The 23,321-nt window shown below is 70.6% G+C and carries 20 protein-coding genes; 3 read left to right on the forward strand and 17 right to left on the reverse strand.

The features are described 5' to 3' along the window. Window positions 1-23: 23 nt before the first annotated feature. On the forward strand, window positions 24-1,481 hold the full coding sequence (locus Q9S36_RS24775) for a polysaccharide biosynthesis tyrosine autokinase (RefSeq protein WP_311287493.1): 1,458 nt from the start codon (window positions 24-26) through the stop codon (window positions 1,479-1,481). Window positions 1,482-1,491: 10 nt separating this feature from the next. Here Q9S36_RS24775 and Q9S36_RS24780 read toward each other — a convergent pair whose 3' ends face one another. The 15 genes from Q9S36_RS24780 to Q9S36_RS24850 form a co-directional block, all read right to left on the reverse strand. Beyond that, complete coding sequence (locus Q9S36_RS24780) at window positions 1,492-2,907, reverse strand: sugar transferase (RefSeq protein ID WP_311287494.1); 1,416 nt, start codon at window positions 2,905-2,907, stop codon at window positions 1,492-1,494. Window position 2,908: 1 nt separating this feature from the next. Further along, complete coding sequence (locus Q9S36_RS24785) at window positions 2,909-4,018, reverse strand: glycosyltransferase (protein WP_311287495.1); 1,110 nt, start codon at window positions 4,016-4,018, stop codon at window positions 2,909-2,911. Then, window positions 4,015-5,184 (reverse strand): hypothetical protein, encoded by a 1,170-nt coding sequence (locus tag Q9S36_RS24790; RefSeq protein ID WP_311287496.1) that lies wholly within the window; start codon window positions 5,182-5,184, stop codon window positions 4,015-4,017. Before Q9S36_RS24790 ends, Q9S36_RS24785 begins: the two co-directional genes overlap by 4 nt. Further along, on the reverse strand, window positions 5,181-6,293 hold the full coding sequence (locus Q9S36_RS24795) for a glycosyltransferase family 4 protein (protein ID WP_311287497.1): 1,113 nt from the start codon (window positions 6,291-6,293) through the stop codon (window positions 5,181-5,183). The genes Q9S36_RS24790 and Q9S36_RS24795 overlap by 4 nt, the downstream gene beginning before the upstream one ends. Then, on the reverse strand, window positions 6,284-8,557 hold the full coding sequence (locus tag Q9S36_RS24800; protein WP_311287498.1) for an N-acetylneuraminate synthase family protein: 2,274 nt from the start codon (window positions 8,555-8,557) through the stop codon (window positions 6,284-6,286). Before Q9S36_RS24800 ends, Q9S36_RS24795 begins: the two co-directional genes overlap by 10 nt. Before the next feature lie 78 nt (window positions 8,558-8,635). After that, on the reverse strand, window positions 8,636-9,694 hold the full coding sequence (locus Q9S36_RS24805) for a glycosyltransferase family 1 protein (protein WP_311287499.1): 1,059 nt from the start codon (window positions 9,692-9,694) through the stop codon (window positions 8,636-8,638). 42 nt (window positions 9,695-9,736) lie between these two features. Next, a complete protein-coding gene (locus Q9S36_RS24810) occupies window positions 9,737-10,408 on the reverse strand; it encodes an acylneuraminate cytidylyltransferase family protein (RefSeq protein WP_311287500.1) in 672 nt (223 codons plus the stop codon). An 8-nt stretch (window positions 10,409-10,416) separates the two neighbouring features. Next, complete coding sequence (locus Q9S36_RS24815) at window positions 10,417-11,373, reverse strand: RNA-binding protein (protein ID WP_311287501.1); 957 nt, start codon at window positions 11,371-11,373, stop codon at window positions 10,417-10,419. 65 nt (window positions 11,374-11,438) lie between these two features. Continuing rightward, window positions 11,439-12,443: a glycosyltransferase gene (locus Q9S36_RS24820; RefSeq protein ID WP_311287502.1), complete on the reverse strand. Its 1,005-nt coding sequence runs from the start codon at window positions 12,441-12,443 to the stop codon at window positions 11,439-11,441. A 1-nt stretch (window position 12,444) separates the two neighbouring features. Continuing rightward, window positions 12,445-12,609 carry a hypothetical protein gene (locus tag Q9S36_RS24825; RefSeq protein WP_311287503.1) on the reverse strand — a complete coding sequence of 55 codons (165 nt, stop codon included), beginning with the start codon at window positions 12,607-12,609 and terminating at the stop codon, window positions 12,445-12,447. Window positions 12,610-12,711: 102 nt separating this feature from the next. Then, the gene (locus Q9S36_RS24830; RefSeq protein ID WP_311287504.1) at window positions 12,712-14,184 is read right to left on the reverse strand and encodes a lipopolysaccharide biosynthesis protein; all 1,473 of its coding nucleotides are present in this window, start codon (window positions 14,182-14,184) and stop codon (window positions 12,712-12,714) included. Further along, the gene (locus Q9S36_RS24835) at window positions 14,181-14,798 is read right to left on the reverse strand and encodes a CatB-related O-acetyltransferase (RefSeq protein ID WP_311287505.1); all 618 of its coding nucleotides are present in this window, start codon (window positions 14,796-14,798) and stop codon (window positions 14,181-14,183) included. The genes Q9S36_RS24830 and Q9S36_RS24835 overlap by 4 nt, the downstream gene beginning before the upstream one ends. Before the next feature lie 134 nt (window positions 14,799-14,932). Further along, window positions 14,933-15,886, reverse strand: coding sequence for a glycosyltransferase (locus Q9S36_RS24840; protein ID WP_311287506.1), 954 nt, complete (start codon window positions 15,884-15,886; stop codon window positions 14,933-14,935). Window positions 15,887-15,961: 75 nt separating this feature from the next. Further along, a complete protein-coding gene (locus tag Q9S36_RS24845; protein WP_311287507.1) occupies window positions 15,962-17,806 on the reverse strand; it encodes a glycosyltransferase in 1,845 nt (614 codons plus the stop codon). A gap of 98 nt (window positions 17,807-17,904) precedes the next feature. Further along, window positions 17,905-18,891, reverse strand: coding sequence for a MauE/DoxX family redox-associated membrane protein (locus Q9S36_RS24850; RefSeq protein ID WP_311287508.1), 987 nt, complete (start codon window positions 18,889-18,891; stop codon window positions 17,905-17,907). Window positions 18,892-19,068: 177 nt separating this feature from the next. On the opposite strand from Q9S36_RS24850, the gene Q9S36_RS24855 reads away from it, so the two are divergent. Together Q9S36_RS24855 and Q9S36_RS24860 are read left to right on the forward strand one after the other, a co-directional pair. Then, complete coding sequence (locus tag Q9S36_RS24855; protein WP_311287509.1) at window positions 19,069-19,845, forward strand: hypothetical protein; 777 nt, start codon at window positions 19,069-19,071, stop codon at window positions 19,843-19,845. 100 nt (window positions 19,846-19,945) lie between these two features. After that, complete coding sequence (locus Q9S36_RS24860) at window positions 19,946-20,641, forward strand: hypothetical protein (protein WP_311287510.1); 696 nt, start codon at window positions 19,946-19,948, stop codon at window positions 20,639-20,641. A 23-nt stretch (window positions 20,642-20,664) separates the two neighbouring features. Here the strand turns inward: Q9S36_RS24860 and Q9S36_RS24865 are convergent, their stop codons facing one another. Both Q9S36_RS24865 and typA read right to left on the reverse strand, forming a co-directional pair. Further along, entirely contained in the window at window positions 20,665-21,294 is a 630-nt protein-coding gene (locus tag Q9S36_RS24865; protein WP_311287511.1) for a hypothetical protein, read from the reverse strand. A gap of 8 nt (window positions 21,295-21,302) precedes the next feature. Further along, complete coding sequence (typA, locus tag Q9S36_RS24870; protein WP_311287512.1) at window positions 21,303-23,192, reverse strand: translational GTPase TypA; 1,890 nt, start codon at window positions 23,190-23,192, stop codon at window positions 21,303-21,305. Window positions 23,193-23,321: the final 129 nt, after the last annotated feature.

The following is a 23,321-nucleotide window of genomic DNA, read 5'->3' on the forward strand; positions in this document are numbered from 1 at the left end:
GCTCACGCCCTAGACTCGCGAGCATGACCTTCGGGGACTTCGTCAGGCTGTCTCGCGCCTACGTGTGGGTGCTGGTCGGCTGCACGGTCCTCGGTGCGCTGCTGATGATGGCGAAGACCACGCGCGACCCCGTGCTCTACTCCGCCACGTCCTCGGGCCTGGTCAAGGTCGGCAACGCCACGAGCGCGGGGGAGGAGCAGGGCAACGCCGCCCTCGCCGAGGAGAAGGCCGGGCTCTACGCCTTCCTCGTCTCCTCGATGCCCGTCGCCGAGAAGGTCGTGGACGAGCTGGGTCTCGACGTGCCGCCGAGCGAGATCGCGGGCCGCTTCTCCGCGACCGTCAACGCCGACGTCAACGCGCTCACCATCACCGCCATCGGCAGCACGCCGGAGGAGGCCCGCGACCTGGCCAACTCGGTGGTCGACTCGGTCGTCGAGTACGCCCAGGAGATCGACACCGGGCAGAGCAACCCCAAACAGGAGCCGCTCACGCGCATCGTGCCGGTCGAGCCCGCAGAGCTTCCCACGGCACCGTTCACGCCCGACTACCGCAAGGCGGCGATGAAGGGTGCGGCCGGTGGCCTCGCGCTGGCGTACGCCGTCCTCATCGCGCGCCGCCTCATCGACCGCCGGGTCCGCTCGGTCAAGCACGTCGAGGACGCCACCGGCGCCTCCGTGCTCGGCATCATCCCCAAGGAGGACGCGCTCGGCCGGACCCACCGAGGGGTCCGCGGCGACCTGGGTCGTGCCGCCGAGTCCTTCCGGCAGCTGCGCACCAACCTGCGCTTCGTCGACGTGGACAACGAGCCGCGCAAGATCGTGGTGACCTCCGCGCTCGCGGGCGAGGGCAAGTCCACCGTCTCCTCGAACATCGCCCGGCTGGTCGCGCAGGCGGGCACCCCGGTCCTCCTGGTCGACGCCGACCTGCGCCGTCCCCAGATCGCCACCACGTTCGAGATCGACGGCACGGTCGGGCTCACCCAGGCGCTCGCGGGCGACGTGGAGATGCGTGACGTCATCGTCGACTCCGGCATGACCAACCTCAGTGTGCTCCCGGCGGGGCGGATCCCACCCAACCCCAGCGAGCTGCTCGGCTCGCTGCGGATGAAGCAGTTCATCGACGAGCTCGCCCAGGACTACCTCGTGATCCTCGACGCGCCGCCGCTGCTGCCGGTCACCGACGCAGGCCTGCTGTCGGCCTTCTGCGACGGTGCGCTCCTGGTGCAGGCCGCGGGCAAGACGCAGATCGAGCAGAGCGAGCAGTGCCGCCGCATCCTCGACCAGGTCGGCAGCAGGCTGCTGGGGGTCGTGCTCAACAAGGCGCCGGTCAAGGGCGCCAGCGCGATCGCCTACGGCGGCGGCTACTCCGGCTACGGCGGGTACGCCGGCTACCGGGCCGAGGAGGCCACGCGCGAGGCGTACTCCAGCGCGGGCAAGGGCCGGCGCCGCAAGCTGGTGAAGACGTCGTCGGGCAAGGAGTGACGGCCGGGGCTCAGTAGGCGCCGCGGCTGGCCAGCACGGCGCTGACCGTGCGGGCGAGGATCAGCAGGTCCTGCACCATCGACCAGTTGTCGACGTAGTAGAGGTCGAGCCGGACGGTGTCCTCCCACGACAGGTCGGATCGCCCCGAGACCTGCCACAGGCCGGTCATGCCCGGCAGCACGTTGAGCCGGCGCAGCATGTCGTCCTCGTACTGCTCGACCTCGCTGGGCAGCGGGGGGCGCGGGCCGACGAGGCTCATCTCGCCGCGGACGACGTTCCACAGCTGGGGCAGCTCGTCGAGTGAGAACCGGCGGATCAGTCGCCCCGGCCGGGTCACCCGCGGGTCGTCGGTGCTCTTGAAGAGGACGTGGTCCTCCCGAGCCTCCAGCTCGGCCAGTCGTGCCTCCGCGTCGACGTGCATCGAGCGCAGCTTGAGGCAGGTGAACTCCTGGCCGTCACGCCCGACCCGGACCTGGCGGAAGAGCGCGGGCCCGCCGTCGTACAGCCGGATCCACAGCATCAGCCCGAGCAGCACCGGCGAGACGAGCAGCAGGACCAGCAGCGCGCCGACGAAGTCGAAGGCGCGCTTGGCGTCGTTGGTCGCCAGCTGCGAGCGGGAGCGCCCGAGGTGCATGAGCGGGAGGCCGGCGACCGGTCGGATCCTGACGCGCTCGCTGGAGACGTCGGTGACGTTGGGGGCGACGATGATCTGGACGTCCTGGTTGTCCTCGAGGTCCCAGGCCAGGCGGCGCAGTTGCGTGGACGACTTCACCGCGCCGGCGGTGAAGAAGACGATGTCGGGCGAGACCTCGTCGACGATGGTGCGGATGTCGTCGATGAGGCCCAGGACGGGCACTCCGGAGGACATGGCCTGCGGCCCGGCGTGCACGGGCGGCACGAGACAGCCCATCACCCGGTAGCCGAGCCAGGACTCGCGGGCCAGCACCTTGTTGATCTCGGCGATGTAGATCGGGCTGCCGACGAGCAGCACGTTCTCGTTGAAGTGCCCGGCGGCGCGGAGCCGCTGGATCACCCGGCGGCTCAGCAACCGGCCCACGACCAGCAGCAGCACGCCGATCGAGAAGAAGAGGACGAAGAACCCACGGGAGAGCGGGTACTGCAGCAGGAACGCCATCGTGGCGATGAGGGCGCCGGTGAAGAAGGAGCCGTTGACGACGAGCTTGAACTCCTCGGTGCCGGCGCCGAAGACGTGGCGCTCGTAGGCGCCGTAGATCGCCAGCATGACCACCCAGGTCGCGACGAAGAAGACGCTGGCGACCGCGGTGTTCTGCAGGACGTCGCTCGCGGTGTCGAACACCGACAGGGTCAGCCGGAAGCGGATCGCCAGCACCGCGGCGAGGCCGATCATGACGAAGTCGACCGCGCCGACCAGCCACGGGAGCAGCCGGATGCCCTGGGGTCGCACCTCAGTCCACCCTTCCCTCCGCGTCGACGATCGCGCGGATCCGCTCGATGAAGCGGGCCTCGCTGAACTCCTCCGCGCGGGCCCGCAGGACGTCAGGATTCCACGGGTGCAGGTCGGCACGGTCGAGAACGGCGGTGATCGCCTCGGGCTCGGGATGGTCGAAGAACAGGCCGGTCTCGTGCTCGACGATGGTGTCGAGGTAGCCGCCGCCGCGCAGCGCGATCGTCGGCACTCCGAAGGCGGCCGCCTCGAGCGGAGTGAGCCCGAAGTCCTCGTGGCTCGGCGCGACGAGCACCCGGGCGTGCGCGTAGGCCCACCGCATCTGGGCATCGGTCAGCCCGCTGTACATCCGGACGTTGGCGGGGATCAGCGCCCGCAGCCGCTGCTCCTCCGGCCCGCGGCCGATGATGACGAGGCGGTGGCCCGACTGCCGCGCCGACTCGATGGCGGCGTCGACGTTCTTGTAGGGCAGCAGCCGCGAGACGACCAGCGCGTAGCCGCCCTGCCAGTCCTCCAGGTCCGGGATCGGCTCCTGCGCGGCGCTCGCGTCCATGCTGTGCGGAGCGGGCACGATCTCGGGCTCGATGCCGTACGTCGACCGGATCCGCTCGCGGACCACGCGCGAGATCGCGAGGTAGCGGTCGGCCGCGCGTGCTGCGCGCTTGTCCCAGCGGATCAGCGGCGTCTGCATGGCCATCAGGCCGAGGCCGAGGAGCGACTTGTGCGTGGGGCCGCCGAGGTAGCGCTCGCTGTCGTACAGCCATCGTGCCGGGGAGTAGCAGTAGACGACCGACCGCCCGGCGATGTCGAAGCCGTGCGCCCAGCCGCTGCTCGACACGATCGTCACGTCGGCGTCGACCTTGATCCGGGACGCGGCCGGCGCCAGCAGCGGCAGGGCGCGGCGGTGGTCGCGCCGCAGGAGGAGGAACCGGTTGAGGGGCGAGGTGACGATGTCCGCGTCCGCGAACTCCGGGTAGGTCCCGTCCGGATCGTAGAGCGTGGTGTAGACCTTCGCCTCCGGGAAGGCCTTCATCAGCGTCAGCACGACACGCTCGGCACCTCCCCGCTGCGTCAGGTAGTCGTGGGCGATGGCCACCGTCGGCCGGCTCATGGGGCGAGCTCCTCATCCGGTGAGTAGGTGTCGGGGCTCGGCTGCCGCGTCGCCACCCCGAGCGCCATCGCCACCGCGACCGCCATGGGCGTGTCCAGCAGGACCTCGCCGAGGGTGACCGCCATCACGGCGGTGCCGATCAGCGCGGCCTGGGCGCCTGCGGCGGCGAGGTCGCCCCGCCGGGCACGTCGGGTGAGCCGGAGGAACGCGTAGACGAGGAGCGCGAGGACGAGGAGGAGGGCGAGCCAACCACCCTCCTGGCGCGTCGCGAGGTAGCTGTTGTGGAAGAAGAACTCCAGGTCGCCGATCCGCACCCGCGCAGTCCCGGGGCCGTTGCCGAACCAGGGCGCGTCGGCGAGCTGCACCCGCTCCTGCGCGACGATCCGGTCGCGGAGCGCGTCACTGCCCGACCGGTTCGAGAACGGGCCGTAGAGCACGAGGTCTTCCGGGATGTTGTCGACGACCCACACCAGCGCGACGGCGAGGGCGGCGCCGCCGACAGCCCCGAGGCGCCTGCCGAGCAGGATCCACGCCACGGCGAAGGTCGCTGCGAGCAGTCCCGTGCGCGAGAACGTCAGCACCAGTCCGCCGAGGATCGGCACGGCGATCGCGAGGCGGACCTTCCAGCGGTCATCGGCGAAGAAGATCGCGAGCACGCCCAGCACGGCGAGGAAGTACGCGCCTGCGTTGGGGTCTGCGAGGTAGCCGGTCAGCCGGCCGGCATACCCGGCACCGCCGAGGCCGGCCAGCGCCAGCGCGACGACCGCAGTGAGTCCCGCGGCCAGCCCCGCACCGACCGACCGGAGCGAGAGCCGGCCCGTGGCTCCCGCCCAGACGATCCCGCACATGATCGCGACGTGACCCACCCGCCGGGTCCACTCGACGTGATTGGCCTCACCGGAGTAGACGAGCAGCGCCATCAGTGCGGCCAGGAGCAGGATGACCACCTCCGGCAGCTTCGCGCCACCGCGCGCAGGTCGCAGCAGGCACAGCCCGACGAGCGCGGCCATCGCGAACTCGTTGAGCGGGAATCCCGCGACCTCGAGCGAGCGGAACGGCAGCACCGCCATGAGCGCGAAGTCGGTGATCCGGATCTCGCGGTCGGCGGTGTCGGCCCGCTCGACGGTCCGGTCGGGAAGGTTCCACGGCGAGTCGATCCGGCTCATCGCCCGACCCCGGTGCTCTCGTAGACCTCGGCGATCCGCGCGCACATCTCGGTGACGCTCGGCCACCCCTCGAGACCGGGACGGGCTGACGGGTCCAGCCCCTGGGCTGCCAGCGCCGCTGCGACGGCGGTCGGGTCGTCGGCGTCCACCAGGCACCGGTCCGGGAGCATCTCGGGATTGCCGCCGACGTCGCTCGCCACCACCCCGAGCCCGCGGGCGGCGGCGTCGAGCAGCGCGTAGGAGCAGTTCTCCCACACCGACAGCATGGAGAGGACGTCGTGCTCGGCCATGGCCGCGTCGGGGTCGACGAAGCCGGGCATCCGGACGACGGCGCTGAGCCCCAGCCGGTCGACGTACGCACGCACGGTCGCCTTGTCCTCGCCGGTGCCGGCGATCGTGAGGCGTGCGTCGGGGTGCTCGCGGTGCAGCGCGGCGAAGCCGTCGAGCAGAGCCGGCAGCCGCTTCTCCGGGGCGAGCCGGGCCAGTGAGAGGACCCGTAGCCCACCCGCCCTTGGTGGTTGAGGTGCGAGCGACTCCCCGCTTGGTGGTTGAGGTGCGAGCGGAGCGAGCCTCGAAACCACAGGATCCACGCCGTTCGGGATCACCACCACTCGCTGCCGCGGACGCCACTTGTCGGCCATGGCGTCAGCGGTGGCCCGGCTGACGGCGATCACGGCGTCGAAGCGCCGCAGCCGGGCCGCGTGCACGGCGGCCATGACCCGGGCCTTGGCTGCGGAGCGGTGGTAGACGAGGTCGTCGCGGGCGATGCCGTGCTCGGTGGTCACCAGCCGGGTGCCACGCCCGACCGCCATCGCGGCGACGATGTCGGCGTGGGAGAGGTGGCTGTGGACCACGGCCGGCCGGAGGGTGCGTACGGCGTGGCGCAGCGAGCTCACCGACGCCCGGGTCCCGTGGGCGGGTCCGAACGGCTCGGTGAGCACCGCGGCGCCGGCGTCGCGCAGCGCCTCTGGGAGGTCTCCGGGCGGGGTGAGGAAGACCAGCCGCCAGCCCGGCACGCCCGCGCGCGCCACGTCGAGGACGTGGCGAGCCACCCCGGCCAGGTCGCTGACCGGCACCACCCACAGGGCGGTGGGTGGGGTCAGAACCATTGCTCCAGCCGCTCGAGGGCGATCCAGAAGCCCTCCCCGTCGTTGACGTGCCCCTGCCAGATCTCCGGGATGAAGCTCACCCCGGGGGCCATCGCGTCGAGCTGCTGGGCCAGCACGGCCCAGTCGATCTCGCCGTCACCGACCTGCACGCCCTCGCCGTCGACGCCCGTTGCGTCGACGAGGTGCAGGTGCTCGGTGTGCGGCGCAAGGAGGTCGGTGGCCTCCGAGAAGGACATGCCGAGGTAGTTGGCCGAGAGCTTGGAGTGGGACACGTCGAAGCACAGTCGGCGGTCGTATCGGGCGGCGAAGTCCGCGGTGTCGCGCGGGTCGACGAAGAGGTTGCAGTAGAGCTGGCCGCCCATGTACCAGGGGTACGGCGGCAGGGTCTGCGCGCAGAGCCGCACGCCGGAGTCGTCCACCCGGGCGAGCCCCTCGGCGACGCGGGCGTACATCTGCTCCCGCTCGGCCGGGGCGACGAACGCGTCGGTGGTGAAGCCGCCGAGGCTGGCCACGATGACCGGTCCCTCGGCCGCGCTCTTGGCGTCGGCGTGCCGGGTGAAGTGCTGCTGCATCTCGCGCGTGGTGTCGACGACTCGCTGCAGCTCGCGGATCGACCGCTCCCAGTGGGCGTCGTCCTCGGACGCGAGGTTGAGCAGGAAGTCGCCGGCGAACAGGTCGGGGGAGTGGGTGGTGAAGCCCATCGGCAGCCCGCCGTCGTAGGCGGAGAACACGTCGGCGACCGGCAGGTCGAGGTCCTTGTAGGAGAAGTGGAACTCGAGGAAGTCCGGGGTCGTGTCCTTCGTCATCGCGTCGATGTCGTGGTAGCGCACGGCCAGGCCCCACGGACGGCGGAAGTCGTAGGCGCGACCCTTCGGCGCCGCGTCGCCCAGGTCGGTGGCGTAGAAGAAGTCGCCGGCGTCCAGGGCCCGGGTGGTGGTGCGGCCGACGAGCTTGTCGTACGCGTTGGGCTGGAGGCCGCGGCCGGGGCTCTTGATGTCGATGTCGGCGTCGGTGAGCACCTCGCCGGCCTCGATGCGGCGGGCGGCGACGAGCGACTTGGCGAGGTTGACGCGGTTCATCATCTCGCCGGTGGAGACCGCGCGGGGGGCTGCGGTGCCGAGGGCCTCCTCGACCTCGCGGACGCGCTGCACCATCTCCTTGAACTCGCCGGGCAGCAGGCTGACCTTGTGGTCGTTGCCCTCGAGGTCGCGGTCGACGGTGAAGTGCTTCTCGATGATCCGTGCACCGAGGGCCACGGCCGCGACGGCGACGTGGAAGCCGCGCTCGTGCCCGGAGTAGCCGACCGGAGCCTGCGTGAGCTCGGCGAGCCGGGTCAGGTAGGCGAGGTTCACGTCCTTGAAGGGCGCCGGGTAGGTCGACTGGCAGTGGAGGAACGCGTGCGCGACGCCGGTGCTGCGGACCAGCTCGACCGTCTCGCGGATCTCGCCCTCCGTCGACATGCCGGTGGAGATGACCATCGGGGTGCCGCTGGCAGCCATGTGGCGCAGCAGCGCGTGGTTGGTCATGTCGGCCGAGGCGACCTTGAGCGACGGCACGCCGTAGTCGACGAGCCGGTCGACCGAGACCGGGTCCCAGGCGGTGCACATCACGTCGATGCCGATGTCGCGGCAGTGGTCGAAGACCTCGAAGAGCTGGTCGGCCTCGAGGTTGTACTTGGCGAGCAGGTCGAGGGTGTACTGCGGGCCGAGGTCCTCACCACCCGACCCCGACGAGCCCTGGCGGTAGAGGGACTCCATGTCCCGCAGCTGGAACTTCACGATGTCGGCGCCGGACTCGACCGACAGGTCCACGAGCTGCTTGGCGAGCGAGACGTCGCCCTGGTGGTTGATGCCGATCTCGGAGATGAGCAGTGTCGGGGCGTCGGCGGCGACGACGTGGCGGCCGATGCGCAGCTCGTCTGCCCGGTTGATCGCGATCGCCACGAGGTGGCCGCGCTCGTCGACGAGCGCGACGTGGTCGATGCCCGAGCCGAAGGCGTGCGAGATCTCCGCGGGGCTGCTGCCGATCGGCAGGCTGCGGGGCGAGGTGTTGGCGGCCTCGATGGCCGCCACGTCGGTGCTGAGGCTCGACGTGCTGCTGACCCACCGGCGGAAGTCGCCGTCGGACAGCACGCCGTCGAGGTGGCCGTGCGCGTCGACGAGGAAGATCACCCGCGCCTTGTTGGCGGTGATCTTCTCCAGGGCTCGCAGGACCGGGTCGCCCGAGTAGACGACGTACGGCGTGAGGTCACGCTCGATGATCAAGGCGGACGCCTTCCGTGGGTGTACGTACGGCAAAACAGTAGCCAGCGATCGGCGTCCGCGAGGGCGCGTTGGCCAATGTCAGCTGGCCGACCAGCGCGAGTCAGGCGCCCCGGCCCGTCGCAGCGCGCGATCGAACACGGCCACGGTGCGGCGGGCAGCCTCCGCCCAGTCCCCCACGAGGACCGGTTCCTGGGGGCGGACAGGCTCCCGCAGGGCGTCGGTCCAGTCGTCGAGGGTCGGGGCCACCAGCCGTGCGTGGCCCTGCGCCGTCTCCGGGATCGATCCGCACTCTGAGGCGATCACCGGACAACCGCACGCGAGCGCCTCCGCCACGGGCAGGCAGTAGCCCTCGTCGAGCGACGGCGTCGTGAAGGCGCGCGCCCCGGAGTAGAGCGCCGCGAGCTCGTCGTCGTCGACGCCGCGGGCCACGACGACCTTCTCGCCCTGCAGCCGAGCGGCGTCGGGGTCGCCCGTGACGAGCACCAGGTCGGCGTCGACGCCGCTGGCGAGGTGAGCAGCGACCAGCATGTCGAGGTTCTTGTGGGGCTTGGCGTTGCCGGCGTAGAGGAAGTAGTCGCCCTGCAGGCCGTGCCGGGCCCGAGCCGCCTGGACCTCGGTGTCGCTGCGCGGGGTGAAGGCGTCCCCCGCTCCCTCGCCCGACACCGCCGTCTTCGCGCCGATGGCGTCGCCGTAGTGCCTGACGATGTCCTGCCGGGTCCACTCGCTGACCGCGATCACCGCGCGCGCGGCGTGGAGGTTGCGGCGGAGCAGGGCACGGTAGACACGCTGCTTGGCCCACGAGGCGTCGCCCGGGTGGCGATGGAGGATCAGGTCGTGGACGGTGACGACGTAGGGCGTCCGCGACACGACCGGTGCGTTGAAGTGGGGGTAGAAGGCCAGGTCGCACCCGGTCTCCCTCACGATCCCGGGGAGCCGCACCTGCTCGGCGAGGGAGTAGTGCGCGATGTCGGCGACCGCGGTCCGGACCGGGAAGTCGACGTCGTCGGTCCCGCTGCGGGTGAGCACGACGTAGTCGTGGGATCCCTCGTCCACGAGCGCCGTCACGAGGTGGCGGGTGTAGTTGGCCAGCCCGGTGCCGGTGCCGAGGAACCGGCCGTCGATGGTGATCAGGGCCATCGGGCGTCCCGGGAGAACGCGCGCGAGACGGTCGGCATGGCGTCAGTCTTCCATCCTGCGCGAGGCCAGCAGGCGCGCCGCAAGGGCGACGTCGAGCTCGGTGTCGATGTCGATGCCCTCGTCCTCGTGCATCACGAAGAGGCCGATCCGGCCGCCGAGGCGGTTGTCGTGCTGCTCGTAGACCTCGGTGCGGGTGACGTAGAGGGACCCGGTCTCGCGGTATCGGCGAGTGTCGTCGGTGAGGTCCTGCCTCCGCGGTCGCGCGCTGACGTCGTACGCCGCGGTGGGCGGGTTTCCGGCCTGCCAGATGAACGGTGGCTGCTCGACGACGCCGACCATCGAGTCGACTGCGGTGGCAGTGAACTCGGCGAGCGCACGGGCCAGGGTGTCGTCGTGGCGCACCGGCGACGTGGCCTGGAGCAGCATGACGGCGTCGGGTCGGCCCCGCTCCACCGTCACCTGGTCGATCGCGTGGCGGACGACGGGCTCGGTGGGTGTGGTGTCCTGTGCCAGCTCGGCGGGCCGCAGCCACGGCACCCGGGCGCCGGCCGCGCGGGCGACCTCGGCGATCTCCTCGTCGTCGGTCGAGACCAGGACGTCGAGCTCCGGGACCGCCAGCGCGTGCTCGATCGTCCAGACGATGAGTGGCTTGCCGCCGACGTCGAGCAGGTTCTTGCGCGGCACCCCCTTGGAGCCACCGCGCGCGGGGATCACGCACAACGTCATGAGGCCGCCGCCCGCACGATGTCTGCGACTCGCTGCGCCGGCTCCACGGCAGGCCGTGCCGGCGCGGGCGTGGGATCGGAGCCGAGACGGTGCATGGCGTAACGCTCCCAGAACTCGCCCAGCCACGCGGGAGGTCGCGGGAAGTCGACCCAGGCGTCACGACCCTGTGCGGCCGCCTCCAGGACACCGGTCGAGAAGACGCTCACTATGGGGGTGTCGAGGTCGACCAGTGGCCGATCGCTCCGGTCGACCGTGATTCCCGCCCGTTCGTACGCCGCCAGCACTGCACGCGAGGTGACGTCGCGCTCGCTGGGGTGAGGTCGATAGACGGCGTCGTGCTCCCGGCACGTGGTCAGCGCCGCATGGGCGAGCCGCGCTCGTGGGATCTCCGCAGCGTGCCCCTGCCCGAGGTAGGTGAGGGGTCCGCCCGAACCGGCGCCGGTACGTGCCAGGCGCGAGACTCCCCACAGCAGCTGGCTGCCGGTCACCGACACGTCGACGTCCTGCCTCCCGGTCGTCCAGAACTCCGCATCCGCCTCGCTCCACGCCAGCAGGTGAGCGGCGCGGGGAAGCGGTGGGGCGTACGGGGTGAGTGCGCCGTGCTGGGAGACGAAGAACGGCACGCCGCGTTCCTCGGCCAGGGCGTGGGCCGCCTCGCCGATCTCGGTGTAGTGGCCCGCAGCGAGGACGACGGACGGCTCGATGTCGACCCGTGCCCCGAGGTGGACGGTGCTGCGATGGTGGTCGATGTACGCCGAGGGCGGCTGCCAACCCCTGGGCACGAGCAGCGCGGTGCGCGCCGCTGGCAGGTGGACCAGTGGAGCGACGACTGCCGCAGCGAAGCTGGCGTGGGTCGCCTCCACGGCCACGAGGAGGTCGGCGTCGCCGGTCGGGAGCAGGAGGTCGGCGCGCGCCGGCGGCGTCGGACGGAGATGCGCGCGGGTGGTGCGCACGGCGTGACGGACGGCGTGCCGTGACTCGTGCCACCGTCGCCACGCGACGAGGTCGGCGGGGTGTCTCAGGCCGTGTCCCACGAGTCCTCCAGGGCAGCCGCCCGATGGTCGAAGGTGTGCTCGGCCAGGGTTCGCGCTCGCGCGGCCTCCCGGATGGCATCGGTCCAGGCTGGGTCGGACAGGGCTCGTCGGCAGAGATCCACCAGCTCCTCGGGGTGGGTCCACGTCAGCACCTCGGTTCCCGGCTCGTAGAGACCGCTCACGTCGGCCCGGTCGATGAGCTGGACGCCACCGACCCCTGACGCCTCGAACGTCCGCATGGTGAAGCCGTCCTGGTCCCCGTGGAGGTTCAGCGTGCCTGCCGAGGACGCCATGACGTCGTATGCCTCTGCTCGCGTGACGTCACGCTCGGCAGGCAAACCGGGGGTGGTGAGACGCCACGTGCGAAGCCGGTCGTACGGGTGCCCCGACCAGTCCCGGCCGTAGGCGCGGACCGGCAGGTCGTGGTCGTGGAGGGTGGTAAGCACGGCTTCCCGGGCGGGATAGCGCGCACCGACGAAGCTGATCTGCGTCGCCCGGTCGGCGGCCGGGGAGCCGACGAGGCGGTGGTCGTACGCGAGAGGCAGGTAGGTCGCGGCCAGACCGGACTCGATGAAGGTGGCACAGTCGTCAGGGGAGTACGTCGCCACCGGGCCGATCGCGGCGAGACGCTCGACGTCCCACCGGGTCCGGCGCAGCTCGTCGTAGAGCCAGGTCACGCGCGGGATGCCGCTGATCGACTCCCAGAAGGAAGGACCGAGGGAGTCGCCCTTGACGACCACGACCGCCTCGGGCCCCACGTCCTCGACCGCGGCGACGGCGCGCGCGGTCTCCTGGCGCGCCAGTCCGCGGAGCGATCCCGCCCCGATCTTGTGCGGGAGCTGGTGTCGCAGGTGGTGCCAACCCTTGGCCGAGAGGCTCCCGTGGTGGTCGTAAACGTGCGTCGCGACGTCATGGTCGCGTGCGGCGAGGGCAGCCGAGATCGCGAGGTGGTAGCCGTGGAACCCGGGACTGACTAGCAGGACACGCACGTCAGCGTCCTGAGCGCCGGCGACGAGCGCGCGTCGAGTAGCCGCTGTCGTCCAGCACCGCAGCCATCTCCACGCCCTGCTCGGCCTCCATCTCCGACGACTTGGGGAGGATGGGTCGGCGGGCCGCTCCGCCACGGGACGAGGCGATGATCGAGGCCCATGTCATGTTTCGGGACTCTAGCGCCGCGGAGGCGACCGGCCACCGGGAATGCGAAGCTGCGGTCGACGAGGGCGAACGGTGCTCCTCGGTTGCGCGAGCCCTGCCCGATCACTTCCGAGGCGCGTCGGTGGCGGGTGATCGCAACAGCGTCAGCGCTCGCCGCACCTGCTTCGTCTGACGTCGAACAGAAGGCACGACCTGGGCCAGCGTGAGGCCGACGGCCTGCACGCACGCGGCGGTCAGGATGACGATCGGATCGGGGAGAGACTCCATCGCGCGCACTGTGAGGGCCGTGATCATCGAGACCGCCGAGGCGACGGACAGGACCGCCGCCGCTTGGCGCAGCAGCACATGGGTCGGAAGCCCCGTCGAGCGTCCGACCTGCCACAGTGCGAGCGGCAGGACGATGACGGGGCCGACGACGCCGACTGCGGCCACCGCGACCAGGCCGAAGGGGAGGGCGACCAGCAGCAGCACGAGACGCAGAACCAGGGTGAAGGCGCTGAACCGGATCAGTGCCGCTCCCATGCCCAGGCTCAGGTACATCCACGAGGCCAGGAACATGAGCGTGGAGAGGCCCTCACCCGCTGCGATCAGCTGGATGACGGGCGTGGCATCCACCCATGTGGGTCCCAGCGCAACTCGCACCGCAGCCTCTCCGCAGGCAATGAACCATCCGATGCCGGCCAGCAGCGGGTACGCCACCGCGAGCTGGGCGCTGGACACGAACTCCATGAACCGCCGTGGGTCGTCCTGCAGCCGCGACAGCACGGGCAGCGCGACCGTCCCGATCGGTGCGCGAAGCTGGTTGAGAGGAGTACGGACCAGCTGCAGACCCCTGTTGTAGTAGCCCAGGTCTCGTGCTCCGTAGGCGGATCCGATGAGCACCGAATCCGCATTCACGCTGACGTAGGTGAGAACCTGGGATCCAAGGACCGACGCCCCGAACCTGACGAGCTTGGCCATGGGAGCGCTGCGGTCGTACCTGCCAGGGAGCCATCCGGACACGACTACGAGCGTCACGAGCGTGAACACCCCACTGCTGACCTGCTGGAGGACGAGGGCCCAGTAGCCGAGCCCGGCAGCAGCCGCCAACACGCCGATCGTGAGTGCAGCAGCGGAGCATGCCACGTCGCTGAGGGCCAGGGCCTTGAAGCGCATCTCGCGGGTGAGTCCGGCCCGGTACTGCGCCGTGAGCCCGGAAAGCAGGAAGGTCGGGGCGAGGGCCAAGCAGATGCCCAGTACTTCGGAGCGCTGGTAGAGGACGACTAGCACCGGCGCGGCAAGTGAGACGAGAAGGCTCACGGCCAATCCCGCCCCACCGCTGATCCAGAAGAGATTGTCGCGCTGCGCGCGCGAGAGCTCCTTGGCCTGGATGGTGGCTGAGCTGAGACCCATCTCCCGCAGGATCTCGCCGATTCCGACAACGGCAGTGACCATGGCGACCAGCCCGTAGTCATCGGGACTGATCAGACGCGCCAGCACCACGACCGACACGATCTGCAGGAGCAGTCGTGCGACCTGACCCGAGCCGGTGGTGAGCACTCCGCGGACAGCCTTCTGCCCCAGCGTCGTGCTCATCCTGTCGTGACGTCAGGCGGGTCGCCCGCGATCGGCGAGGAGCCGGTGGTGAATGCCACGATGTCGTCGGACAGCAGCATCTCCAGGCTCTTCTCGATCCGGTCGTCGCTCCAGTTCCACCACGCGATCTCGAGCAGACGCTCGACAGACTCGTCGGTGAATCGCCGAGCCACTTCGCGAGCAGGGCATCCCGCGACGATCGCGAATGGTCGCACGTCGCGTGTCACGACGGCACCGGCCGCGATGACCGCGCCATCGCCCACCGTGACGCCGTCGAGGACCATGGAGCGAAAGCCCATCCAGACGTCATTGCCGATGGTGACGCCTCGGCTGGGAGCCGGATGCCCTGGAATGTGCGCGGCCCGGGGGTTGAAGACAGTGAACGGATACGTCGTGACCCAGTCGTGCCGGTGGTCTGCCCCGACGAGGATGGCCGTCTCCTCGGCGAAGGAGCAGAAGTTCCCGATCGTGACTCTTTCGCCTTCGGCCCCGAAGGACTTGATCTGCAGCGGGCCGTAGCACCCGCGTCCGATCCGATGCTCGGGATACTGCTGCTGGAGCGTGGGACGGGGGGCGGTCGTGTTGGCCTCGACGAAGCGACGCAGTCGTGCCACTTGTCGCCAGAATCGGTTCAACTGGAGGCCGCCCCGTCCTGTCGCACAACACACTCACCTCGTCGTGCATGATCCATGAGTTCACGCTAGCCGAGAATCGGAGTCAGACCTCGGCGTTCGTCGGATGGACTCAGTCAACGCCCACGCCACCACATGGCAGCGCGACGCAGCAGTCCCGGTGCCGGAACAGAGGCGAGAGCGGCCCACGCGAGGGTGACGGCACCTGGGGAACGTGCGAACGATGAGCGCAGGAGCGGAGCAATCTCGGTCCGGGGATGACCGCGGGCGGCCAGGGTGACGAGCCAGGGCCGGATCTTGTCGACGATCACTGCGTCGGCGTCCTTGTCGTGACCGAGGTGCTTGGCGCGAATCCGGATCTTTGCCCACTGCCAGTCGTCGTCGGCGTCGTTGAACTTCGTGGATCCCAGGGACGACCCCACGCGGCGGAAGCGAACCTGGGGGGACGTGACATGGGTGAACGTTCCGACCCGGGCCAGGCGGAGCCACAGGTCGTAGTCCTCGAAGAAGAGATCCTCGTCGTATCCTCCGACCTCTCGAACCGAGGACGTCCGGAGCATCACGGAGCACGCAGGAATCCAGTTTCCCTCCCGGAGGAGAGCCTCGAAGGTGTCCGACGGCTCGACGCCGACGCCGAGGAACATCTCGAAGAAGCTGTGCCCGACAACGGTTCCGTCCTCGTTGACGACCACCGCGTCGCTGTACGAGAACGCGTGCTCGCTCGCCGCCAGGGCTGAGAGCTGCGCGTCGATGCGCGTCGGTTCCATCAGGTCGTCGCCGCTGATGTAGGCGTAGAAGGGTGTGTCCACGGCAGACAGTGCTCGGTTGAGCGTAGGAGTCAGACCGATGTTGTCGGGGTTGATCCTCACCTCCACAGGGAGGGAGGTCTCGCTCGCCCAACGCGTGAGCAGCGCGGCGGAGTCGTCCGACGAACGGTCGTCGTACAGCAGCACCCGGTCAGGCGCCCGCACCTGCGCATCGATCGATGCCAGCAGGTCGGGGAGGAACCGCTCGTGGTTGTAGGAGACGACGATCAGTGTCACCGCCGGTCTGCGCGAGTCGTTGCTCAAGGGGCTTCTCCGGGACGATCGGTTGCGGACGAGGTCTTCAACAGCAGGACGTGTCGACTGGCGCCAGTTCTCATCTCACTGTCGTCCTCGGATGAGGGACAGCTCGTTCCGAGCGATGTCGAGGGGGCGCGCGTCACGTCCGGCGAGCCGTCGTGCCGTGTTGACCACGAGGTTCGCGCAGGTGGCGCCCACCAGCGCCAGCTGGAGCTGTCGGCGCGAACCCCACTTGTCAGCGTAGGAGAGCCGCCCCGCCACGAGCCACCGACGGCGAGCCTCGGTTGGGGAGGAGCCGCCGCCCGCGTGCACCACGACCGGGTGCTCGAGGGCGATTGCGGTGACGCCGCGCTGGCGCAGCCGCCGCTGGAGGTCGACCTCCTCGGAGTTCATGAAGAACCTCTCGTCGAACCCGCCGACGGCACGGAACTCCTCGGTCGGGATCCACAGGGCAGCGCCGACGACCCAGTCGACCTCTGCCTCACCGCCATGGGCACGGACGTCGTGCCCGACGGCACGGTGCCACGCCGTCGTGTGGCGGAAGCGAGCCAGTGGAGTCAGCCATGCCGCGACGTCGTGACGGATGCGCGGGAACTTCCGACCGACCCAGGCCTCAGCGCCGGACTGGTCGACCACCCTCGGTGCGAGCACGGAGCGCGGGTGGAGTGCGGCAGCGGCCACCATGTCGACCACGAACTCCCGGCCGACCTCGAGGTCGCTGTTCAGGACGAGCAGGGCCTGACCGGAAGCGACTGCGGCGCCGGAGTTGACGTTGGCCCCGAACCCCCCGTTGCCGGACCGACGCACGACGTGGGCACCGGGCGTCTCCGGGAAGGGCGTGGGTGAGGCGTCGTCCGCGATGATGATCTCCACCGGATGTGTCTGTTCCTGGAGCTGGCCCACCAGGGCCTGCGTGGGTCCGGGGTCGCCGTAGTGGGGGATCACGACACTGACCGTCGTCAGCGGCGGTTGCTGGACGTCACGGTCCCACGTCGCGTCACCCGCACGTCGCCCGGCCACGGCGGCTGCCTCGACCGCCCATGCCACGGCCTTGGCCTGCGCACGTGCGGGCAGTCGTGGCAGGAGTGCGTCGATGCGTCGTCCCAGGGCGCGCGCATCGTCGCGGGAGCCCAGGCCTCGGGCGGCCAGGTCGACGGCCACGTCCCACGGGCTCCGGCGCGTCTCCCCGCGTCGAGCGACATCGGGGTGCCGCTGCTCGAACGCCACGGTGGACGCCCCGGACGTGAAAGCGCGAGCGGCTCGTGACGACACGTCGGGGGCCGGTCCGCGGTGCTCGACCTCGAGGCGGGGGTCGATCACGATCTCCACTCCCGCATGCGCCAGCCTGAGTCCGAGCTCGGAGTCCTCCCGGTAGCTCATGCCGGGATCGAAACCGCCGACGAGCTCGTAGACGGACCTGGGAACGGAGTTGCAGGCGGCCCAGTGCATCCAGCGTTCCTCGGGGGGTCGCGCGTACGCCTGTGCGAGCAACCGCTCGTTGGCGGGACGGCCGTACGCCGCGGCGTACGCGGTGTCCGCGAAGACGTCGCGCGTGAGTGACACGACGCCCAGCGGCCGCGCCCCTGCCGGCCGCGCCCGGTGGTGGGCGAGGTGTCCAGCGACCAGACCCGTGCCAGGCGTGAGGTCGTCGTCGCAACGCATCACGATCTCACCGCGTGCGGCGCTGTACCCGGCCGCGAGCGCAGCGGCGACGCCGCTTCCTCCCGCGAGCTCCACCGTGCGCAGGGGGAGCCGGTCGATGTAGGCGTCGAGCAGCTCGCGGGTGCCGTCGAGGTCCCCGTCGAGCACGACCACGACCTCCCACGGCTCGGGCACCGTCTGCGCTGCCAGCGCCTCGAGGAGGACCGGCAGCCTGCCTGCACCGCCGCGGGTGGGGATGACGACAGACATCGCGACGGAGGGCACCGCACGATCCTAGGCAGCGAAGGCGGTCCTCAGACTGCCTTCGGCGCGACTCGTCGCCGGGGCGAGGTGAGTCCGCTCCTTGCGGCGCTCGGGCATGCTCAGGACGACGGGGCAGGCGTGGCGCCTTCGAGCTCGTCGAGGATCTCGTCGACGAACCGCTCGACGCTGCCGGCCCCCGCGACGGGGCCACCGGCCAACAGTCCGTCCGCGCCGAGCAGCACCGCTCCGGGCGTGCCGACGGAGAAGACCCGACGGACGTTGTGCGCCGGCTCGACGGCTGTCAGGACCTCGCGGTGCGGCATGACGAGCCCCGCTTCGGGGTGCACGGCGACGACGCCGACCGCGGGCCCCAGCCTGTCCGCCCAGGCGTCGAGCTTCTCGGCGGTCCGCACGCAGGGACCGCAGTGCGGGTTGAGCACGACCAGCAACCGCGCCTGGGTGGCCGCGAGCTCGGCGAGCGTCGTCGTCGTCCCGTCGGGCATCGCCAGCACGCCGTACGGGATGGGGCGACGCTCGTAGTCGAGCTCTGGCTCGACGCTGGACGTGGCCGCCCTCGCGCTCTGCCCGCCGACGATGGTGACGGTGACGACCACGGCAGCCAGAGCCGCCACGAGCGCCCACCAGTCGGCGCTCTCGAAGTCGGCGGCTGCGCCGGGTGCCGATCCATCGGACAGGCCGATCCCCACCGCGGTGGTGGCGAGCCCGAGCAGGAGGAGGTTGCGCACCAGTGTCAGCCGACCGACCTGGTGACTGCCGAGGGAACCGAAGCAGGCGCAGTCGACCGGCTCGTCGAAGGTGAGGGCGCGGGCCACGAGTGCTGTGTAGACCGCCATGAGGCCCGCGACGACCACGCCCACTCCGACGAGCAACGGGCTGGGAGCGACCAGCAGGAGAGCGCCCAGGACCACCTCGACCCACGGCACCACGCGGCTCGTGGCGCGCCTCGGAACGGAGGACGGCACTCGCAACGCGACGAACGCGTCCTCGAACGCGAGCGGCTCGCGCAGCTTGGCGGCGGCGCTGACGACCAGCACGACCGCCAGGGTGAGCAGCACGAGCAACGAGGCCGTCGGCGCGCTGGACATGCCCGCATCGTAGGAGCAGCGGGACCCGACTGGTCGGAGTGGGCCAGATCACGTCCGGCGTCGAAAGTCGCACCGTGCTGAGTCCAGTTGTTACCGAATCGTGAATACCGCCGACCTACCGTTGAGGTCAACGAGACGGGCTTGGGGGTCCGTCGAGACCAGTGGGGGCTTCGCCGCATGCCGATCGACACGAACGTGCTCGAGACCGTACGACCTTCTCGCCGATCCGTGGTGCGTGGCGCCGCCTGGAGCGTGCCGGTCGTCTCCGTCGCGGCGACGGCTCCTGCGTTCGCAACCTCCCTCTGCCAGGACGGGAACTACCAGATCCGCTGGGCGAGCGACTACAACGCGACGAGCCGGGTGGCCACGGCCAACCGGATCAGCACCTCGGGTTCTGGCGCCACGGGCAGTGCCCCGCTCACGCTCACGGTCACGAGCAAGTTCAACGGCACCATGGCGGCCGGGTCGACCGGCAGCTACTCCAACCTCGCCACGTCGCCCGGGAACGTAGGTGGGCTCGGCGTCCGAGGTCTGACGATCATGCAGCGCTCGACCCAGACCGCCCTCGCGACACCGCGTGCCAACCAGAACCAGGTCGTCACCCTCACTTTCAACCGTCCCGTGTGGAACCTGAAGTTCACGCTCACGGACATCGACTCGCAGCTCGGCCAGTACCAGGACCGCGTCTACGTCAGCGGGGCCCCCGCCTTCACCCTGGCCAGTCAGGTCGGCGGCAGTGGCACCTCGGGGTCGCCGTGGGCTCCGACCGGCACCAACATCACGCAGGATCCCGTCACGGGCGGTGGGGGCAACGTGGCTGTGGACTACACCAACAAGCCGGCTGCCTCGGTCTACACGTTGACCTACTGGAACAACCAGAGCGGCAACCTGTCCGGCAACGGGCTCCAGGGCGTGTTCATCAGCACGATGACCTTCTCCTCCGAGACCTGCTGACGGACGTCACACCGCCGTTCCCGGCAAAACCCTGCGCCCCGGGGCGCGGCGTACCTAAGGTAAAGCGACTTCGACCGCTTCCGACAGGTACAGGTGACCCATGGCCGAGCTGGCCCCGAGCCGACGCACCCTGGTGCGTGGGGCTGCCTGGAGCGTGCCGGTGGTGGCGGTCGCCGCCACCGCGCCGGCGTACGCCGCCTCCACCTGCGCCGGGCAGCCGTCGTACACGATGAACCTGGCGTCCAAGGTGGGCAGCGACGGCACCTCCCTCGGCGTCAAGTCGGTGGTCAACGGCGTGGCGGTCGGCCCGTACAACCTGAGCACCTCCGACCCGGCGTTCCCGCTCAGCGGGTGGCTCGAGCTCGAGAACGTGCCCAGGGCCACCAGCCAGACCAACCCGACGCGCTACCAGGACGTCACGCTCACCTTCGGCCGCTCGGTCTCGCTGCTCCAGTTCACCGTCAGCGACCTGGACTCGGTCAGCACGACGCAGCAGTCCTACTGGGACCGGCTGGCCGTCGTCAGCTCGGCGTCCGCCTTCACAGCAGCGCCGGTAATGGCCGGCAACACCGTCGTCACCGGTGCCGGCACCCTCACCGACCCGCTGAGGCAGGCGAGCTTCACCAGCAGCACGCCCGCGTCGAACAACGACGGGTCGCGGCAGATGCGCGTCTCGTTCACGGGCACGACGAGGAGCATCACGCTGCGCTTCTGGTCCAGCCGGGACACCAACCAGTACGGCACCCACGCGGTGTGGATCGGCAACATGACCTACAAGACCAACTGCTCGGTCTGACCCACCGCGGTCGAGGGGGTCGCTCAGCGAGCGCGCTCCGCCAGCGCGACCGCGGCGCGCTGCACGACCGGCAGCTCCTCGGGGTCGCGGGCGAGCTCGTGCGGCACCTCGCCGCCGAGCAGCCCGGCCGGGGTGGTCAGCCAGATCCACGCCCGCCACGGGTCGACGCCCGCGGACAGCAGCGTCTCGAGCACGGCGAGCAGCTCGGTGCGCACCTGGCCGGCGTCGTCGAGCTGGAACGTCGGCACGAGCGTCGCACCGTCCTGCTGGACGAGCAGCACGGCCCGTCGGGAGGACGCCTTGTGCAGCGCGAAGCGGGTCGCGTCCACCGACGTGCCGCGCAGCTGCGCCACCCCGGCGTAGTCGAGCCAGCCGTCCGCGAGCAGCGCCGCCCGCACGCCGGCCTCGCGGCGCAGCCGCACCAGCGCGACCGGGACGCCGTGGGCCGGGTCGTCGCCCTGCGCCCTCAGCTGCCGGTCGAGGTCGGCCAGCCGCTCGTCGCTGAGCGGCTCGACCGTGCCCGGCTCGCGCCAGCGCACCACACCGTCGGCGCGGTCGTACGTCGGCAGGCCGGCGCCGGACAGCTGGTCGGCGAGCCCGAGATGCTCGAGCCAGTCGGCCAGCCGCGCGCCGAGGTCGTCAGGTCCGGCCACGGCGTCGACTACTTGTTGGCCTTCCGGGCCCGCGAAGCGGTCTTGGCCCGCGCGTTGGCGTCGAGCACGACCTTGCGGATGCGCACCATCTCCGGGGTGACCTCGACGCACTCGTCCTCGCGGCAGAACTCCAGGCACTGCTCGAGCGAGAGCCGCTTCGGCGGGATCAGCTTCTCGAAGTTGTCGGAGGTGGCGGACCGGATGTTGGTCTGCTGCTTCTCCTTGGTGATGTTGACGTCCATGTCGTCGGCGCGGGAGTTCTCCCCGACGATCATGCCCTCGTAGACCTCGGTGGTCGGCTCGACGAAGAGCACGCCGCGCTCCTGCAGCGACGTCATCGCGTACGCCGTCGCCGCGCCGGCGCGGTCAGCCACCAGCGAGCCGTTGTTGCGCGAGCGGATCTCGCCGGCCCACGGGAAGTAGCCCTCGGAGATGTGGTGGGCGATGCCCGTGCCGCGGGTCTCGGTGAGGAAGTCGGTGCGGAAGCCGATCAGGCCACGGGCCGGGACGACGAACTCCATCCGGACCCAGCCGGTGCCGTGGTTGGTCATGCCCTCCATGCGGCCCTTGCGGACGGCGAGGAGCTCGGTGATCGTGCCGAGGTACTCCTCGGGGGCGTCGATGGTCAGCCGCTCGAAGGGCTCGTGCAGCTTGCCGTCGATCTCGCGGGTGACCACCTGCGGCTTGCCGACGGTGAGCTCGAAGCCCTCGCGGCGCATCTGCTCGACGAGGATCGCCAGCGCCAGCTCGCCGCGGCCCTGGACCTCCCACGCGTCGGGGCGCTCGGTGGGCAGGATGCGCAGCGACACGTTGCCGATGAGCTCGGAGTCGAGGCGGTCCTTCACCAGGCGGGCGGTGACCTTGGAGCCCTTCACCTTGCCGACCAGCGGCGAGGTGTTGGTGCCGATCGTCATCGAGATGGCGGGCTCGTCGACGTGGATCAGGGGCAGGGCGACCGGGTTCTCGGCGTCGGCCAGCGTCTCGCCGATGGTGATGTCGGGGATGCCCGCGATGGCGACGATGTCGCCGGGGCCGGCGGACTCGCCGGGCTTGCGCTCGAGGCCCTCGGTGACGAGGAGCTCGGTGATGCGGACGTTCTTGACGTCGCCGTTGCGCCGCATCCAGGCGACCGTCTGGCCCTTCTTCAGCGTGCCCTGGTGGATGCGCAGGAGCGCGAGGCGGCCGAGGAACGGCGACGAGTCGAGGTTGGTGACGTGGGCCTGCAGCGGCGCCTCGTCGTCGTACTGCGGGGCGGGGATGGTCTCGAGGATCGTCTTGAACAACGGCTCGAGGTCGGAGCCCTCCGGCATCGAGCCGTTCTCGGGCTGCTCGAGGGAGGCGATGCCGGCCTTGCCGGAGGCGTAGACGACGGGGAAGTCGAGGGCGTCCTGGCTGTGCGACTCGTCGAGGAGGTCCATGAACAGCTCGTAGGACTCGTCGACGACCTCGGTGATGCGCGCGTCGCCGCGGTCGGTCTTGTTCACGACGAGGATCACCGGCATGTCGGCGTTGAGCGCCTTGCGCAGCACGAAGCGGGTCTGGGGGAGCGGGCCCTCGGAGGCGTCGACCAGCAGCACGATGCCGTCGACCATGGACAGGCCGCGCTCGACCTCGCCGCCGAAGTCGGCGTGGCCGGGGGTGTCGATGATGTTGATCGTCATGCCGTCGGGCGCCGACGGGCCGGTGTAGTGGACCGCGGTGTTCTTCGCGAGGATGGTGATGCCCTTCTCGCGCTCGAGGTCGCCGGAGTCCATGACCCGCTCGGCGACGCTCTCGGCCTGGTGGGCGGTGAAGGCGCCGGCCTGGCGGAGCATCGCGTCGACCAGCGTGGTCTTGCCGTGGTCGACGTGGGCGACGATCGCGACGTTGCGCAGGTCGGAACGGGACTGGGTGGGCATGCAGGGGCCTTCCGGGCGGAGACGAGCTGAACGAGCGGCCAGTGGGCCGGGCGCGACCGTCACGGCCGCAGCCCCACAAGTCTAGTGCGGCCCGGGGCGAGATCGAGATTCGCGACGGCGCCCTGGTCC

The sequence above is a fragment of the Microbacterium sp. ARD31 genome, assembly GCF_031844425.1.

Coding starts and splice junctions, on each gene's coding strand:
- Q9S36_RS24775 (WP_311287493.1), top strand. CDS start 24: ATGACCTTCGGGGACTTCGTCAGGCTGTCTCGCGCCTACGTGTGGGTG.
- Q9S36_RS24785 (WP_311287495.1), bottom strand. CDS start 4,018: ATGAGCCGGCCGACGGTGGCCATCGCCCACGACTACCTGACGCAGCGG.
- Q9S36_RS24790 (WP_311287496.1), bottom strand. CDS start 5,184: ATGAGCCGGATCGACTCGCCGTGGAACCTTCCCGACCGGACCGTCGAG.
- Q9S36_RS24795 (WP_311287497.1), bottom strand. CDS start 6,293: ATGGTTCTGACCCCACCCACCGCCCTGTGGGTGGTGCCGGTCAGCGAC.
- Q9S36_RS24805 (WP_311287499.1), bottom strand. CDS start 9,694: ATGGCCCTGATCACCATCGACGGCCGGTTCCTCGGCACCGGCACCGGG.
- Q9S36_RS24825 (WP_311287503.1), bottom strand. CDS start 12,609: ATGACATGGGCCTCGATCATCGCCTCGTCCCGTGGCGGAGCGGCCCGC.
- Q9S36_RS24830 (WP_311287504.1), bottom strand. CDS start 14,184: ATGAGCACGACGCTGGGGCAGAAGGCTGTCCGCGGAGTGCTCACCACC.
- Q9S36_RS24850 (WP_311287508.1), bottom strand. CDS start 18,891: ATGTCCAGCGCGCCGACGGCCTCGTTGCTCGTGCTGCTCACCCTGGCG.
- Q9S36_RS24855 (WP_311287509.1), top strand. CDS start 19,069: ATGCCGATCGACACGAACGTGCTCGAGACCGTACGACCTTCTCGCCGA.
- Q9S36_RS24860 (WP_311287510.1), top strand. CDS start 19,946: ATGGCCGAGCTGGCCCCGAGCCGACGCACCCTGGTGCGTGGGGCTGCC.
- typA (WP_311287512.1), bottom strand. CDS start 23,192: ATGCCCACCCAGTCCCGTTCCGACCTGCGCAACGTCGCGATCGTCGCC.